Origin of the sequence: Brevundimonas nasdae (genome assembly GCF_016654005.1) — a bacterium.
Lineage (GTDB): Bacteria > Pseudomonadota > Alphaproteobacteria > Caulobacterales > Caulobacteraceae > Brevundimonas > Brevundimonas nasdae.
Window position 1 is genome coordinate 547,787 of the sequence record NZ_JAEPWN010000001.1, and the last position, 16,399, is coordinate 564,185.

A 16,399-nucleotide genomic window follows, 5' to 3' on the forward strand; every position below is an offset into this window, starting at 1 on the left:
CATGACCGACACTACGGCGGCCAATCCTTTCGGCGATCTGAGCGGCGGCATCGAAGAGCCCCTGTCCGAACGCGTCCTGAATCAGGATGAGATCGACAGCCTGCTGGGCTTTGACATGGGCGACGACGACGGCTCTGAGCGGTCGGGCATCCGCGCCATCATCAACTCTGCTTTGGTCAGCTATGAGCGGCTGCCGATGCTGGAGATCGTGTTCGACCGCCTTGTGCGGTTGATGACGACGTCCCTGCGCAACTTCACCTCGGACAACGTCGAAGTGTCGCTGGACAACATTTCGTCGATCCGGTTCGGCGATTATCTGAACTCGATCCCGCTGCCGGCGATCCTGGCTGTGTTTCGCGCTGAGGAGCTGGACAACTACGGCCTGCTGACGGTCGATTCCAACCTGATCTATTCGATCGTCGACGTGCTGCTGGGCGGTCGTCGCGGCACGGCGGCGCTGCGGATCGAGGGGCGGCCCTACACCACTATCGAACGGGCGCTGGTGCAGCGGATGGTCGAGGTGGTGCTGAACGATGCGCGCCAGGCGTTCGAGCCGCTGACGCCCGTGCATTTCAACCTGGACCGGCTGGAGACCAACCCCCGCTTCGCCGCCATCGCGCGCACGGCCAACGCCGCCATCCTGATCAAGCTGCGGATCGACATGGAGGATCGCGGCGGGCGGATCGAGCTGCTGCTGCCCTATGCGACGCTGGAGCCGATCCGCAAGATGCTGTTGCAGCAGTTCATGGGCGAGAAGTTCGGGCGCGACAATATCTGGGAAGGCCACCTGGCCACCGAAATCTGGACCACCGACACCGAAGTCAGGGCGGTTCTGGACGAACAGCAGCTGCCCCTGTCGAAAGTGTTGGACCTGAAGGTCGGCGACACCATGATGCTTAATGCTACGCCTGACTCGGAGGTTTCGATTCGCGCGGGCTCCATCCCGCTGACCACCGGCCGCATGGGCCGTAAGGGCCAGCATATCGCCATTCGTATCGAGGCGCCGGTGAACCCAGAGGTCGCCGCCCGCATGAAAGGACCACGCTGATGGCCGGCATGATCATGGACGCGGTGCTTATGCTGCTGCTGGTCGCGGCGATCGGCTATGGCGTCAAGCTAGAGCGCAAGCTGACGGCCCTGCGTGCGGGACAGCTGGCCTTCGCCAACGCCGTCAGCGAACTGAACTCCGCCGCAGGCCGTGCAGAGACGGCGCTGGCGACGTTGCGGGCCTCGGGGCAGGAGACGGATCTGCTGCACGACCGCATCATCAAGGCCCGCGAAGTGAAGGCGCAACTGGAATCCCTGATCGCACGCGCGCCCGTCGGCGTGCCGAAACGTGAAGAAGCGCCCCACCACGTCGAGCCGCTAACCCTTCGTCAGGTCGCGCCGCCGGTCGCCGAGCCGACCGAGGACGAAGCCCGCGCCCGTCGAATGGCCGCATTGGCTGAGCGTATTCAAGGGATTGCGGCCCCGTCCGCCACGCGACGCCCGGCGCCGTCTGCGGGGCGTGACAATGTCGCCGCCATCGTCCAGGCCCTGAGCGCGGGCAAGTCCGCTAACCAAGCCGCCAAACAAAGCCTCAATGCTGCGCGTCGTAATCTCGACGACGACCTGTTCGCCGCCTGATTTCCGGAACCTGCTGAATGGCCCGCATACCTCGCCTTCTGCCCCTCATCGCCGTCGCCATCGGCGGGGTGGTGGCCGTGCGCGCCGTCGGGGCTGCGCCGGAGCTTTTCCAGGGGGCCAAGGCCTGGGCTGAGGATTCCATGCCTGCCGCCTCGGTGGCCAGTGTCGCGGGCAAGCCGGCGCTGTCCGGCGCCTGCGCCCTGTCACCTGAACAACTGGCCCAGCAGGCGGGGATTTCTCCCGCCGAGTTGAAGATCATCCAGTCCCTGTCGCAACGTCGCACCCAGCTGGACGCGCGTGATCAGGACTTCGCCACAACCCTGCCGCTGATGGTCGCCGCCGAACAGAAGCTGGACGCCAAGATCCAGGCCATGGAAGCCCTGAAGACCGAGATGCGCCAGTTGGTGGGGCAGGTGGGCGAGCGCGAGAAGGAAGAAACCGACCGTCTGGTCCAGGTCTATTCCGCCATGCGTCCCAAGGACGCCGCCCCGGTCATGGCGTCGTTGGAGGACCGGGTGCGCCTGCCCGTCGCCGCCGCCATGCGCCCGCGCACCCTGGCCGCCGTCATGGCTCAGATGACCCCCGCCCAGGCCAAGGAGCTGACCGAGAAACTGGCCGCGCGCTTCCAGGCGCAGCAGATGGCCGCCCGCGCCGTCGCCGCCGAAGCCGCCACGCCTGCGCCCGCGCCGACGTCGGCGGTTCAACCCGCCCCCGTCGCTCGGCCCGTCGCCCGTCCTGCCTCGACGCCCGCAGCCGCAGAGGCCAAGCCTGAAGCCACGTCCGAGGCGCCGCGCCCGGCGACGCGCGCGCCCGTGCGCCGTCCGGCGGCGCGCCCTGCCGCACCCGCCCCGCAGCCCGCTCCGGTTCCTGCTGCGACGCCCCGCCAGACGGTGCAGTAACGGCTAAGGAGCGGCGCCAATCCGTCGCGGCGGTTGGCAGATGGCGCGGGTGAGGCTATCACCGCGCCTTTCCAAGATCCGAGCCGCCTCATGTCCGACACGCCCCCCGACCGCCTTTCGGTTGATCCGTCCAGCCCGCACCACGATGCAGACGTGCTGCAGCGCGGCGTCGGCATCCGCTTCAAGGGCGAAGAAAAGACCAACGTCGAGGAATACTGCGTTTCCGAAGGTTGGGTCCGTCTGGCGCTGGGCAACCGCGTGGACCGCAAGGGCAAGGCCCTGACCGTCAAGCTGCAGGGCGTGGTCGAGCCCTATTTTCAGAATAACTGATCTGCCGGCCTCATAACTGACTTTCCGGGGACGGTGAGGCGGGACTAGGGTCAGGCCGGTTTTGAAACGGGTCTGATTCCGGAGCTGCTGATGTCCATTCGTCTGTTGACCGTCAGCGCGCTGGCGCTTGGCCTTGTCGCCGCGCCAGCCGTCGCCCAGGACGCCCGAACAGAGGCCCAGGCCGCAGTCATCCGCGACGCGGCGCTGAAGTCCAATGTGGCGCTGGACTACGTCACCCAGATCACCACGCGGTTCGGGCCGCGCCCGGCCGGTTCACGGTCGGAGCAGCAGGCCGCCGCCTGGGCCGCTGACTATCTGCGCGCACAGGGTTTCCAGAACGTCCGCATCGAAGAATTCCCGCTGGTTGGGTGGGAGCGGGGGGAGGATTCCGGCGCGATCATCGGCGCCCATCCCCAGCCGTTGGTCCTGGCCGCGCTGGGCCATTCGCCCGCCACGCCGCGCGGCGGGATCGAGGCCGATGTGGTCCGGTTCACCACTCTGGACGACTTGCGCGCCGCACCTGACGCCTCGGTGCGCGGCAAGATCGTCTATGTCGACCTGGGCCAGATGCATCCGATGCAGGACGGCTCCGGCTATGGCCCGCAGACGCGGGTGCGCGGCGCCGGGCCGGGGGTTGCGGCGGCCAAGGGGGCGGCGGCCTTCATCCTGCGCTCGGTCGGGTCCGACGAGAACCGTCTGCCGCACACCGGCACGACCCAGTATGTGGACGGCAAGGCCACCGTGCCGTCCTTCGCCCTGTCGGCGCCGGACGCGGATCAGGTCAGCCGACTGATCGCGTTGGGGGAGCCGGTGCGTCTGCGGTTGTCGTCCACCGCCCGCACCTATCAGACCCACAGCCAGAATGTGATCGGCGACCTGCCTGGGGCGACGCGGCCGGATGAGATCATCGTCCTAGGCTCGCACATGGACAGCTGGGATCAGGGCACGGGCGCCATCGACGACGCGGCGGGCGGGGCCATCACCATCGCCGCCGCCAAGGCCATCGCCGCCAGCGGCCAGCGCGCCGCCCGCACGATCCGCGTCGTCCTGTACGGGTCGGAAGAGGTGGCCCAGCCGACGCGTGAGACCGGCAACGGCGGCGGGGTTTACGCCCGCAATCAGGGCGCGGCGGTCGAGAAACACGTGATCGCCGGCGAAAGCGATTTCGGCGCCGACCGCGTCTATGCCCTGCGCCTGCCTGCGGGCGCGCAGGGTTCGGACTTCCAGAAGGCCGCGAACCGGGTCCTCTATCCGATCGGCGTCCTGTCCTCGTCGCAGGTGGAGACGGAGGGCGGCGTCGACGTCGGGCCTCTAGGGCCGCTGGGCGTGCCCTTCTTCGGGCTGGCGCAGGACGGGACGCGTTATTTCGACCTGCACCACACGGCCAACGACACCCTGGACAAGATCGATCCGGCGCAACTGAGCCAGAACGTCGCCGCCTGGGCGGGACTGGTCTGGCTGATCGCCGATTCGGACGTTGATTTCCGGGCGCTGCCTCAGGCCGCCGCGGCGGCGCCCAGCGCCCGCTGACCGGTCGAAAGCAAAGCCGACGGTTGCGGGATGGCGTGATTTCAGCCTTCGCTGTGGTTGTCGGCCATGCTTGGCATTGGCTCTCCGCGCAGGGGCCGCTATAGAGCCGGTTCGGCCTGCGGGCGTGGCGGAACTGGTAGACGCAACGGACTTAAGCTGAAGGATTGAGTGCGCCGGGGGAAATCCCGGACGTAGAACCGCTCAAATTCGGGGAACCCTGTAAAATGGCGATCCCGAGCCAAGCCCGTCCCTGTGACGGGAAGGTGTAGAGACTAGACGGGCGGCGCCTAAAGCCTTCGGGCCATGGCGAAGGGATAGTCCAGACCACGAACGTCCCATGGGCGGCGGCGAAAGCCGAAGTGGTATGAAAATCCGTCGGGCGTACGCCCGTGCCGGTTCGATTCCGGCCGCCCGCACCACAATACCAAATTCGGCTGATGTAATGGCGCAAGTCGTGACCGCTAACATCACGGTTTGCTACAGCGTTTAAAACAGCGCTGCCGCTGCGTTGTCTCTATGGATAATTTATGTTCAATGAAGTCGCCGTGGCTATGCGCCGGCGCAATGAAACTGCGCGTCACGATGCAGTTCGTAGGGGGACCATCATGAATACATCCGTCGGCGGCAAGGGCAACGGCCTTGCGTTCGCCTATGTCACCAGCCTTTTCTTCGCCTGGGGCTTCGTCACTTCGCTGATCGATCCGCTGATCGCCGCCGTGCGTCGCGTGTTCGACCTGAGCCTGGCGGAAGCCATGCTGACGGCCTCGGCCTGGTTCATCGCCTATGGCCTGGCCTCGCTGCCCGCGGCCTGGCTGCTGTCCAAGCTGGGCTACAGCCGCGCCATCATCGCGGCCCTGGGGACCATGGTTCTGGGTTGTTTGCTGGTGCCGGTGGCGACCATCGTCGACGTCTATCCACTGGTGCTGCTGTCGCTGTTCATCATCGCTTCGGGCGTGACTCTGCTGCAGGTTGCGGCCAACCCGCTGTCGGCCTCGCTGGGCGCGCCCAAGACGGCGCACCTGCGTCTGACCTTCTCGCAGGCCTTCAACTCTCTGGGCGCGACCCTGGGTCCGGTCATCGGTTCGACCATCCTGCTGACGGGCGGCGTCTTCGCCGCTGATGCGGTGGTGACGGCCTCGACGCGTGGGGAATCCCTGCGGTCGATCGACTTCGCCTTCCTGGCCGTGGGCGCCTTCTTCGCCCTGGTCGCCATCTTCATCTGGACCGCCCGCAAGCGCATCGACGCCGCTGTCGAGAGCAAACAGTCCACGGGCGTCGTTTCGCCTTTCACCGCCTTCAAATCGCGCTGGGCTGTGTTCGGCGCCGTGGCCATCTTCTTCTACGTCGGCGCAGAAGTGACCATCGGCACCCTGCTAATCCCCTTCCTGCATTCGGCCGAAGGTCTGGGACTGGCCGAGCATGAAGCCGGTCATATGGTCGGTTGGTACTACTGGGGCGCCGCCATGGTCGGCCGCTTTGTGGGCAGCGCGCTGCTGACGCGCGTCCGTGCGGGCGTCCTGCTGTCGATCTGCACCATCGTCGCCGCATCCCTGGCCGTCGTCGTCACCCAGACGGAAGGCGCGACCGCCGCCTACGCCGCCCTGGGCATCGGCTTCTTCAACTCGATCATGTTCCCGACCATCTTCAGCCTGACGCTGGAGCGGTCCAGCGCCTCGCCTTCGGCCACTTCGGGTCTGCTGGTCTTCGGCATCATCGGCGGCGCCATCCTGCCTCCGATCGCCGGTTTCATCGCCGACAAGGCGGGGGCTGTCAGCCCGGCCTTCTTCGTGCCGGTGGTCGGTTATCTGGTGCTGGTGGCCTTCGCCCTGGCCTGCGCCCGCACCCGCGCCCTGAACGCGGATGCGCCTGGGACTGCTGCAGGCCACTGATCGGGCTGCAACAACGGCAAGCTTCATGAAGGCGGGGGAAACCCCGCCTTCAGTCGTTTCAGGGGTGTGAAAGCCGTGGGCCTGTCAGACGACAGGCGGCGGGCCGTCCGACTGGCGCTGGATCAGGGTGAAGTCCAGCAGTTCACGCGCGCCAGGCGACGGCTCGTCCGAGCGGCGGCGGATCAAGTCGATGAGGATCGAGACGGCCTGACGCGACATGTCCGACACCGGCTGGCGGATCGTGGTCAGGGGCGGCCAGACGGTGGTGGCCAGGGCCGTGTCGTCAAAGCCCACGACGGTCAGGTCGCGCGGCACGTCCAGGCCGCGCCTGTGGGCCACGGCGATGGCGGCGGCGGCCATGTCGTCGTTGCTGGCGAAGATGGCGGTGGGGGGCAGGGGCAGCGACAGAAGCTGATCCGCTGCATCAAGCCCGGAATGATAGGTGTAGCTGCCCTGAACGATCAGGCTGTCGTCCGTGGCGATGCCGCGCTCGGACAGGGCCTGCAGCCAGCCCTGGCGGCGCAGGGCGGCGGAGGCGTGGTCAAACGGTCCCTGCACGAAGCCGATGCGGCGGTGGCCCAGGTCCAGCAGATGCAGGGTCATGGCGCGGGCGGCGGCGGCGTCGTCGATGCCGATGGCCGACAGGCTGTCGTCCGGCTGGCTGGAAGCGATGGCCACACCCGGCAGACCGGCTTCGTCCAGCCATTGCAGGATGGCGGCTGAATCACACAGGGGGGCGGGCAGAAGCACGCCGTCGACGCCGCTGGACAGCAGGCGGTCGAGCGCCTCGGCCTCGGCGTCCGGTTCGCACTTCTCGACCACCAGCTGGGCGCCGGCCTTGCTGGACTGATCCAGACCGCCCAGCAGCACCTCGCTCAGATAGGCGGCGGACGGGTTGTTGTAGAGCAGGCCGATCTTCAATGACTGGGCGCTGGCCAGACTGCGGGCGGCCTGATTGGGGGCGTAGTCCAGGACGCGGATCGCCTCGATCACGCGCTGGCGCGTCGCGTCGCGCACATTGGGGCCGTCGTTGATGACCCGTGAGACGGTCATGGCGGAAACGCCTGCGTGGCGGGCGACGTCGCCGATTGTGCTGGCGGCCCCTTTGCGTCGGGCCGGCCTGCGCTGCAGTCTGTCATTCATGTGGCGAGCCTTAGCCTCGTCTGGGGGCAAGCGTAAGTGCGGGGCGGCGATGAAACGCCGCCCCTTGGCGCCCGCAGGCTCAGTTCGTCATGTCTTCCAGTTCGCGCCCGCGCGTTTCCTTGATCCAGGCCTGGACCAGGAAGAAGGAGATCAGGGCGTTGACAGCGTAGAAGCCGTAGGTCGCGACCAGGCCCAGGTTCGCCGCCATCCAGGGGAAGCTGACCGAGATGGCGAAGTTGGCGATCCACTGGGCGAACCCGGCGACGGCCAGGGCCGAGCCGCGCATCTGGTTGGGGAACATCTCGCCCAGCATGACCCACATGACCGGTCCCCAGCTGGCGTTGAAGAAGACCACATAGGCGTTGGCCGCAATCAGGGCGGTCAGGCCGGTCTGGTCGTCCAGATGCAGCGAGCCGTTGACCAGGGTCGCCTTGGAGAAGCACCAGGCGACGGTGGCCAGGGTCACGAACATGCCGCCTGAACCGACCAGAAGCAGGGGTTTGCGGCCAATCTTGTCGATGACCGAGATGGCCGCCAGACAGGCTGCGATCGACAGGACGCCGGACAAGATGTTGATCTTCAGCGCGTCGTTTTCAGAGAATCCGACCGTCTGCCACAGCACCGCGCCGTAGTAGAAGACGATGTTGATGCCGACCAGTTGCTGGAAGACGGCGATGATCAGACCGGCCCAGACGATGGGGCGGATGTTGCGGGTCACCGGGTCCAGCAGGTCCGAGAATTTGGGCTTGTGGTCTGCAGCCAGCGAGGCGCGGATCTCGGTGACCTTGCGCGCGCCGGCGTGGGCGCCGAACAGCTTGGTCAGAACGGCCTCGGCCTGGGCGTCCTTCTTCTTGACCACCAGGAAGCGCGGGCTTTCAGGGATGACCAGCAGGGCGATCAGATAGATGGCGGCGGGAATGACCTGCAGCCAGAACATCCAGCGCCAGGCGGGGAAGCCCATCCAGAACTCGGCCGTCGATCCGCCCGCCGTGCGGGCCAGCGCATAGTTGGCGACGAAGGCGCCGGTCAGGCCGATGATGATCATGATCTGCTGGACCGAGGTCAGGCGGCCGCGGATCGAGGCGGGGGTGACTTCGGAAATATAGGCGGGCGACAGGACCGAGGCCGCGCCGACGCCCAGACCGCCGATGAAGCGGGCGATGATGAAGTGAGCCGAACTGTCGGCGGCGCCCGCCCAGATGGCCGAGATGATGAACATGACGGCGGCGATCTGCATCACGGTGCGACGGCCGATGGCGTCCGCCAGACGTCCGGCGATGAAGGCACCGAAGGCGCAGCCCAGCAGAATGGCGCCGACGTTGAGGCCTGTGCCCAGCGCCGACAGGTTGAAGGCCTGTTCCAGCCCGTCCTGCGTGCCGTTGATTACGCCGGAATCATAGCCGAACATGAAGCCGCCGATGGTCGCGACCGCCACGATCAGGGCGATGAAGGCGAAGTTGACGCGGTCGTCGCCCGCGATGCCGGGACCGGAGTCCCCCGTTGGTCCTGCCATTTGATTATTCCCTCCGATTCTCGTCTAGCGCGAGAGTGAACGTTCACAAAGCCCCATCAAGAAGCAGTCTGCACCAATTTTCGACAGGCTGTAATCAAACGTGCGCAGGTTGTTGGGCGGGGCTGTGGCCTTGCCCGCTGCGGGCGGATGCCCAAGTGTGACGCTCGCGGCCCGAGCCGAGATTCCTGACGGAGCGTCCATGACCGAAACCCTCAGCGCCAACGCGGCGCGCCGCATCGCCCTGGCGGCGCAGGGGTTCGGAAGGCCGCATCCGGCGACGGCGGGACGTCGGCAGGTCAGGGATCTGGCGGGGCGGCTGGGCGTGATCCAGATCGACAGCGTCAATGTGGTCAGCCGCACCCACTATCTGCCGCTGTTCTCGCGGCTGGGCGACTATCCGCGCGAGCACCTGGAGGCGGAGGCATGGGGGGCGAAACGGTCGCTGTTCGAATACTGGGGTCATGAGGCGTCGCTGATGCCGATGGAGACCCAGCCGCTGTTGCGCTGGCGGATGGCGCGGGCGCGTGACGGCGAGTTGTGGACGGGTCTGGCCCGGTTCGGGCGCGAGCGACGCGACTATATCGAACAGGTGCTGGCCGAGATCGAGCGGCGCGGGCCCGTGACAGGCGGTGACTTCGCTGAAGGGCCGCGCGGCGCACCCGGCTGGTGGTCCTGGTCGGACGGCAAGCGGGCGCTGGAATGGCTGTTCTGGTCCGGCTTCATCACGACGAAGACACGGCGCAATTTCGAGCGGGTCTATGATCTGATGCAGCGGGCGCTGCCGGACGCCGTGGTCAATGCGCCGACCCCGGATCACGACGAGGCGCAGCGGCGACTGATGATGATCGGCGCGCGGGCGATGGGCGTGGCGACGCTGGCGGATCTGCGCGACTATTTCCGCCTGCCTGCCGATGACGCGCGAGCGCGGCTTGGGGAATTGGTCGAGGCGGGCGAACTGACCCCGGTGACGATCAGGGAATGGCGACATCAGGCCTATCTCGTGCCGGACGCCCGCAGGCCACGCAGGATCACGACCCAGGCCCTGTTGTCGCCGTTTGACAATCTGATCTGGCACCGTGACCGGACGGAGCGGCTGTTCGGTCTGAAGGTGCGGCTTGAGATCTACACGCCTGCGCACAAGCGGCTGCACGGCTATTATGTGCTGCCCTTCCTGCAGGACGAGATCCTGACGGCGCGGGTCGATCTGAAGTCGGATCGGCAGGCGGGCGAACTGCGGGTGCAGGCGGCGTGGCGCGAGCCGGAGGCGGACGCCGACACTCCAGCGCGGCTGGCGCATGAGCTGAAACGGATGGCCGGATGGCTGGGTCTGCCGGGCGGGGTGACGGTCGCCGGACGCGGTGATCTGGCCGAGGCGCTGGAAGCCGAACTGCGCCGGGCCTGATCCGCGTGTTTCAGGTCCGGCGCGTCACGGTCAGGCCGGGGTGCGGCCGCGCTGCTCCATCGTGTCGGCGTTGCGCTCCATCTCGGCGGCGCGGGCGGGCAGGGTCCGGGACAGTTCGATCAACTGGGCGTCGGTGACGGTGTTTCCGCGTGCGCGGTTGTCGGCGATCTTCTCTGCGCGATAGGCCGGGTTTTGCAGGCGCACCGCCTCGCGACGCATTTCGGCGGCGCCGATTCGCATCTGAACCGCGCCGTTGCGCATTTCGACGCGGGCCTGGACCATGTGGCGTTCAGCCTCGACGCGGGCGCGTTCGCCCATGGCCGCCGCCTGCGTCGCCGTGATGCGTGCGGCGGTGGCGAGACTGTGTTGGCGGGTGGCATCGGTGCGGGCCCGGGCGGCGTCTTCACGGCGGGCCTGTGCTTCGATGCGCTGGACCTGAGCCTCCGCCCGGGCGGCGTCGGCGTCACGACGGGCCTGTTCGGCCTCACGGCGGGCCTTTGCGCGGGTCTCTGAAGGCTCGTCGATCGTCGCGTTATAGACGTACCTGTAGCTGTAGCCGGGCGCGCCGGGGGGCGGAGGGGCAGGCGGCGCCGGGGGAACAGGCGCTGTGGGCGGCGCAGGCGGGGCGGGCAGAGCGGCCCATGTCATCGGTGCGGGCGGGGGCGCAGGCGGCGCGGGCGGTACGGGCGCTGACGGCGCCAGGGCGGCAAGTGTCAGATGAGCGGGCGGGGCGGGGGGCGTCTGCGGCGCAGGCGGAACTGGGGGAGCGGGAGGCGCGGGCGGTGCAGCCTCAACCCAGGTCTGACGACTGATCTCCAGCGCCGCCAGAGGCGTGGCGACGACGGCGAGGGCGGCGACTGTCAGGGCGACGGTCATCGGGCGGCGGCGAGCGGACGTATCGGACATGATGCAGGCGATCCTCTTTTTCAGGGATTTGGCGTCCGCCGCTATGGCTGTTGAAGCCTGAGCGGTCGTGGCGCGGGGCGAAGGGTGGGCGGCCAGGCGAACCAGGGCCTTGGCGTAGAGATGGCGATCGACGGTCTGAAGGGCGGCGGCGTCTGCGGCCTCTTCCGACCGGGCCGACAGGTCGGCGTGCAGACGCCAGACCAGCGGGTTGAACCAGAACAGGGCCAGGGTCAGGCGCGACAGGACCAGAAACACCCAGTCGTGCCGCCGCAGGTGCGCCAGTTCGTGGGCCAGGATTGCGGGCGCGGCCTGCCGCTCTGCCAGGCTGGCTGGGTCGATCAGGATGACGCCGGGCGCGGCGCCCCAGCTAAGCGGACTGGCGGCGTGGTCGGTCGAGACCAGCTTCGGTCTTGCGCCGCGCGTCAGGCGATCCAGATGGCTGAGCCAGGTGGGGCATTGGACGGCGCGGCCCTGGCGGGTCCAGCGGTCCAGCGTCAGCACGCCCAGCGCCAGCCGTCCCGCGATCAGCACCACGCCCAGCAGCCAGACGGCGGCGGCCAGATGCAAGGGCGAGGGCCAGGGCAGACTGCCGGACACCTCGACGCCGGGCAGGGGCGTGACCTCGCCTTGCCACATGGGCAGCGGCAGATTGGTTGTCGGCGCGACAGGCGGCAGGACCGCCAGATTCAACGCCGGGAACAGGGCGGTGATGACCGGCAAGGCCAGCAGCAGGCAGATCGTGGCGCGAAGAATGTCCACGCGTTCGGCCGGACGGCGGGTCAGCAGGTGCGAACAGGCAGGGTCTCGAAGACTTCGCGTTCTCGTCGGGGCAGGGACTCGATCACGACCTTCTCCATGTTCGCTACATTTGTAGCGCTACATGTGTAGCGGATTGAGGCGCGAATGAGGCGAAGACATGAACTCGCGGTAGGGTGGCCGGCTCGCTTCGCCTGAATGACGAAAGAAGAGGCGGTTAGACCTCGATCCGCCGTCCCTCGGCCGCGCTGCGCTCACCCACGTCGATGATGCGCATGACGGTCAGGGCCTGATCCAGCGTCACCGGCGGCGGGGCGCCGGTGGTGATGGCGTCGCGGACGCCGGCGTAGAAGCGGACATAGTCGCCGCGCTCGGGCGTCACGGTCTGGCGCGTGGTTTCGCCGTCGATCTGGCGGATCAGTTCGCCGGGGTTGGGATCGACGCCCCAGTCGGCGTCGTCGGGGCGCAGCCCTGCCTTGGACTGGCCTTCCTGAGCATCCAGTCCGCGCTTGATGAAGCTGCCGCCCGTGCCGTGAACGGCGTAGCGCAGGGAAGCGTCGGCGGCGACATGTCCTGCCTGAACAAGGACGCGCAGCCGCTCATACTGCAGCACGACGTGGAACCAGTCGGTGGCGTGGGCGCCGGGGCGCTGACGGGCCATGTCGGCCAGAACCGACTGCGGCGCGCCGAACAACTGAACCGCCTGATCGATCAGGTGTGGGCCGAGGTCGGCCCAGACGCCGCCGTCGCGCCGGTCCTTCCACCGGTCGGTCACCTGGGGGCGGAAGCGGTCATAGTGGCTTTCGAACACGGCGATCTCGCCCAGTTCGCCGTCGGCGATCAGCCGCTTCAGCGTCAGGAAATCCGCATCCCAGCGCCGGTTCTGGAACACGCTGATGACGCCCCGCGACCGGGCGGCGACGGCGGCGACCCGTTCGGCCTGCTCCAGCGTCTGGGCGAAGGGTTTGTCGACGACCACGTCGCGGCCCGCCTCAAGCGCCGCGATGGCCTGTTCGGCGTGCAGGGCGTCGGGCGTGGCGATGACGATCAGGCCGATGTCGTCGCGCGACAGGGCGGCGTCCAGATCGGGCAGGACCTCGACCTGGGGCCAGTCGGCGTGCACGGCTTCGGGGCGGGACGAAACAACGGCGCGCAAAGCCAGGCCCGGCGTCGCGGAAATCAGGGGAGCGTGAAAGGTCTGGCCCGCCAGGCCATAGCCCACGACGGCGACGCCGATCGGATCGGAGGAGGGAGAGGTCATGACGCGATTTTCCCGCCGCCCGCCCGGCTTGTCGAGGCCGCATCGCGGGTCAGTAACGATCCGTGCGCGGGCCATCCAATGTGTAGGGCACCACGCCGCGCTCGTTTTCCGGCACGTGCAGGGCGCGGTCGATGGGAGGGAAGGCGCGCTGGGTGCAGTCGGTGCGCTCGCAGATGCGGCAGCTGACGCCGATGCGGGTGGCGGGGCCGTTCAGGTCCAGACCCGCCGCATAGACCAGGGCCGAGGCGTGCTCGACCTCGCACCCCAGCGACAGGGCGTAGCGTCGGTCGTTGGCGAGGTATGAGCCGCTGGGCTTGGACACGCTGCGGGCGATGGAGATGTAGCGCGATCCGTCCGGCATCTCGGCCAACTGCACCCCGATCCGATCGGGCGCTGCGAAGGCCTCGTGCACGTTCCACAGGGGGCAGGCACCCCCGAAGCGGGCGAACTGGAACCGCGTCGCGCTGTGGCGTTTGGTGATGTTGCCGGCCATGTCCACGCGCGCGAAATAGAAGGGCACGCCGCGCCAGCCCGGCTTCTGCAGGGTCGAGAGCCGGTGGCAGACCTGTTCGAAACTGACCTGGAAACGGGTCAGCAGCCGGTCGATGTCATGCTTCTCTTCACGCGCCGCCTCAAGGAAGGCGCGGTAGGGCAACAGAAGCGCGCCCGCTGCATAGTTGGCCAGACCCACGCGCGCCACGTCGCGCGCCGCCTCGGTTCGGAAGGCGGCCTGATCCAGCTCGCTCTCAATCGTGTCGCGGAAGGACAGCAGGGACAGCTGGTGCGCCAGCTGGAACGACCGGGTGGCGCCCGGCAGCCAGGCGTCCAGCGTCAGGACGCGACTGGCCGGATCATAGCGGCGCAGGGCCTTCTGGCCCGCCATATAGACGACGCGCACGCCATGGATGTCGGACAGGGCCGTCTCCAGCGCCCGTTCGACCTGCCCCTCCTGCGGCAGGGTCGCGGAAAGCGCCTCGGCCGCCGTGTCCAGCGCGTCGATGTAGTTGTCGCGGTAGTGGAAGAAGTCGCGCACCTCTTCATAGGGCAGCAGGGCCACGCTGGCGCCGTGTTCGTCACGGCCTAGGGTGTCATCCAGCGCCTTCACCCGCTCGTCCAGACGGCGAAACGTCTGGTGAAGGGCCAGGAACTGCCGCGCCAGTCGCGGGGTGTTGGCGACGGCCTGTTTCAGCTCGGCGGCGGTGGGCGGCTCGGCCTGCCCGGCTATGTCGGTGGTGGCTTCGCGCAGGTCGGCGATCAGGCGGGCGTCGCCCTCCAGATCAAACAGGCTGGCGTCCACATGGAAGGCACGCGTCAGGGCGATCAGCACCCGCGCGGTGGCGGGACGCTGGTTAGTTTCGATCTGCGACAGATAGGACGGCGACAGACCCAGACGTTCGGCGCAGGCCTCCAGAGTCCAGCCGCGCGCCTCGCGCAGTTTTCGCAGCTTGGCGCCAAGGAAAAGCTTCTCAGCCATTTGCAACTTTGCAGATCATCAAGACGTCCTTTGCAAGTCCGCGCAGTTCCACACTTTTTGCAAAGTTGCGTTTGCGTATTTGCGATGAAGCCGCCACTCCTTCCTCCACGAACAAGAGGCGTAAATCCATCATGACTCAAGCCATCCTTGAAGAACTGGAGCGTCGTCGCGCCGCCGCGAAACAGGGCGGCGGCGAAAAGCGTATCGCCGCACAGCACGCCAAGGGCAAGCTGACGGCGCGTGAACGCATCGACGTTCTGCTGGACGAGGGCTCTTTCGAAGAGACCGATATGTTCGTCGAGCACCGCAGCCACGACTTTGGAATGCACGATCAGCGCATCCCCGGCGACGGCGTGGTGACGGGGCGGGGGACGATCGGCGGGCGTCTGGTCTATGTCTTCTCCAAGGACTTCACGGTGTTCGGCGGGTCGCTGTCGGGCGCCCATGCGGCCAAGATCGTCAAGCTGCAGAAGATGGCTCTGACGACAGGCGCGCCGATCATCGGTCTGTTCGACGCAGGCGGGGCGCGGATTCAGGAGGGCGTCGAGAGCCTGGCCGGATACGCCGACATCTTCCTGCAGAACACATTGGCCAGCGGCGTCATTCCCCAGATCAGCGTGATCATGGGGCCGTGCGCGGGCGGCGATGTCTATTCGCCCGCCATCACCGACTTCATCTTCATGGTGAAGGACACGAGCTACATGTATGTGACCGGCCCGGACGTGGTGAAGACGGTCACCAACGAGGTCGTCAGCCACGAGGACCTGGGCGGCGCGCGGGTCCATGCGGGCAGGTCGGGCGTGGCGGACGGGGCGTTCGAGAACGACCTGGAGGCCCTGTCGGAGGTGCGCCGCCTGATCGGCTTCCTGCCCCTGTCCAACCGCGAAAAGCCGCCGGTGCGCGAGAGCTATGACGAGCCGGATCGCGACGAGCCGTCGCTGGACACCCTGATCCCGGCCAATCCGAACCAGCCGTATGACATGAAGGAGCTGATCCTGAAGGTGGTCGATGAGGCCGATTTCTTCGAGATCGGCGCCGATTTCGCCAAGAACATCATCACCGGCTTCGGGCGGTTGGACGGCCAGACGGTCGGCGTGGTCGCCAACCAGCCCCAGGTGCTGGCGGGCGTTCTGGACATCGATTCAAGCCGCAAGGCCGCGCGTTTCGTGCGCTTCTGCGACGCCTTTGACATTCCGCTGGTGACCCTGGTGGACGTGCCGGGCTTCATGCCGGGCACGAAGCAGGAGTACGGCGCCCTGATCAAGCACGGGGCCAAGCTGCTGTTCGCCTATGCCGAGGCGACGGTGCCGAAGCTGACCCTGATCACGCGCAAGGCCTATGGCGGCGCCTATGACGTGATGAGTTCGAAACACCTGCGCGGCGACGTCAACTACGCCTGGCCCACCGCCGAGATCGCGGTCATGGGCGCCAAGGGCGCGGTCGAGATCATCTTCCGCAAGGAGGCCGCCGATCCCGCGGCTCTGGCCGCGCGCGAGGCCGAGTACAAGGAACGGTTCGCCAACCCCTTCGTCGCGGCGGGCCTGGGCTACATCGACGATGTCATCATGCCGCACGGGACTCGGCGGCGGCTGGTGAAGGCGCTGCGGACGCTGAAGAACAAGGTCCAGGAGAACCCCTGGAAGAAGCACGACAATATTCCGCTGTAGGTG

The 16,399-nt window shown here is 67.5% G+C and carries 13 protein-coding genes; 8 read left to right on the forward strand and 5 right to left on the reverse strand.

Going from position 1 to position 16,399, the window contains the following annotated elements; translation table 11 throughout:
• Position 1: 1 nt before the first annotated feature.
• The 6 genes from fliM to JKF87_RS02710 all read left to right on the forward strand — a co-directional run bounded on the left by fliM (position 2) and on the right by JKF87_RS02710 (position 6,274).
• Positions 2–1,048 (forward strand): flagellar motor switch protein FliM, encoded by a 1,047-nt coding sequence (fliM, locus tag JKF87_RS02685; protein ID WP_201097000.1) that lies wholly within the window; start codon positions 2–4, stop codon positions 1,046–1,048.
• On the forward strand, positions 1,048–1,626 hold the full coding sequence (locus JKF87_RS02690) for a DUF6468 domain-containing protein (RefSeq protein ID WP_201097001.1): 579 nt from the start codon (positions 1,048–1,050) through the stop codon (positions 1,624–1,626). Before fliM ends, JKF87_RS02690 begins: the two co-directional genes overlap by 1 nt.
• Before the next feature lie 17 nt (positions 1,627–1,643).
• Positions 1,644–2,525, forward strand: coding sequence for a MotE family protein (locus JKF87_RS02695; protein ID WP_201097003.1), 882 nt, complete (start codon positions 1,644–1,646; stop codon positions 2,523–2,525).
• A gap of 90 nt (positions 2,526–2,615) precedes the next feature.
• Positions 2,616–2,855 (forward strand): DUF3297 family protein, encoded by a 240-nt coding sequence (locus JKF87_RS02700; RefSeq protein ID WP_201097005.1) that lies wholly within the window; start codon positions 2,616–2,618, stop codon positions 2,853–2,855.
• Between the two features lie 90 nt (positions 2,856–2,945).
• Positions 2,946–4,385: a M28 family peptidase gene (locus JKF87_RS02705; RefSeq protein WP_201097007.1), complete on the forward strand. Its 1,440-nt coding sequence runs from the start codon at positions 2,946–2,948 to the stop codon at positions 4,383–4,385.
• A gap of 605 nt (positions 4,386–4,990) precedes the next feature.
• Positions 4,991–6,274, forward strand: a complete 1,284-nt coding sequence (locus tag JKF87_RS02710; RefSeq protein WP_201097010.1) for a sugar MFS transporter — start codon at positions 4,991–4,993, stop codon at positions 6,272–6,274.
• An 84-nt stretch (positions 6,275–6,358) separates the two neighbouring features.
• On the opposite strand, the gene JKF87_RS02715 is transcribed toward JKF87_RS02710, so the two are convergent.
• On the reverse strand, positions 6,359–7,417 hold the full coding sequence (locus tag JKF87_RS02715) for a LacI family DNA-binding transcriptional regulator (protein ID WP_236261039.1): 1,059 nt from the start codon (positions 7,415–7,417) through the stop codon (positions 6,359–6,361).
• A gap of 79 nt (positions 7,418–7,496) precedes the next feature.
• On the reverse strand, positions 7,497–8,930 hold the full coding sequence (locus JKF87_RS02720; protein WP_201097012.1) for a sugar porter family MFS transporter: 1,434 nt from the start codon (positions 8,928–8,930) through the stop codon (positions 7,497–7,499).
• A 199-nt stretch (positions 8,931–9,129) separates the two neighbouring features.
• Here JKF87_RS02720 and JKF87_RS02725 point away from each other — a divergent pair, with 199 nt between their 5' ends.
• Positions 9,130–10,332, forward strand: coding sequence for a winged helix-turn-helix domain-containing protein (locus JKF87_RS02725; protein WP_201097013.1), 1,203 nt, complete (start codon positions 9,130–9,132; stop codon positions 10,330–10,332).
• 30 nt (positions 10,333–10,362) lie between these two features.
• Here JKF87_RS02725 and JKF87_RS18470 read toward each other — a convergent pair whose 3' ends face one another.
• From JKF87_RS18470 to JKF87_RS02740, 3 genes are all read right to left on the reverse strand, one after another.
• A complete protein-coding gene (locus JKF87_RS18470) occupies positions 10,363–11,997 on the reverse strand; it encodes a M56 family metallopeptidase (RefSeq protein ID WP_307417280.1) in 1,635 nt (544 codons plus the stop codon).
• 214 nt (positions 11,998–12,211) lie between these two features.
• Complete coding sequence (locus JKF87_RS02735) at positions 12,212–13,255, reverse strand: oxidoreductase (protein WP_201097014.1); 1,044 nt, start codon at positions 13,253–13,255, stop codon at positions 12,212–12,214.
• 49 nt (positions 13,256–13,304) lie between these two features.
• On the reverse strand, positions 13,305–14,729 hold the full coding sequence (locus tag JKF87_RS02740) for a helix-turn-helix domain-containing protein (protein WP_201097015.1): 1,425 nt from the start codon (positions 14,727–14,729) through the stop codon (positions 13,305–13,307).
• Between the two features lie 131 nt (positions 14,730–14,860).
• Between JKF87_RS02740 and JKF87_RS02745 the strand changes: the two genes are divergently transcribed.
• On the forward strand, positions 14,861–16,396 hold the full coding sequence (locus JKF87_RS02745; RefSeq protein ID WP_201097016.1) for an acyl-CoA carboxylase subunit beta: 1,536 nt from the start codon (positions 14,861–14,863) through the stop codon (positions 16,394–16,396).
• The last annotated feature ends 3 nt before the right edge of the window (positions 16,397–16,399 follow it).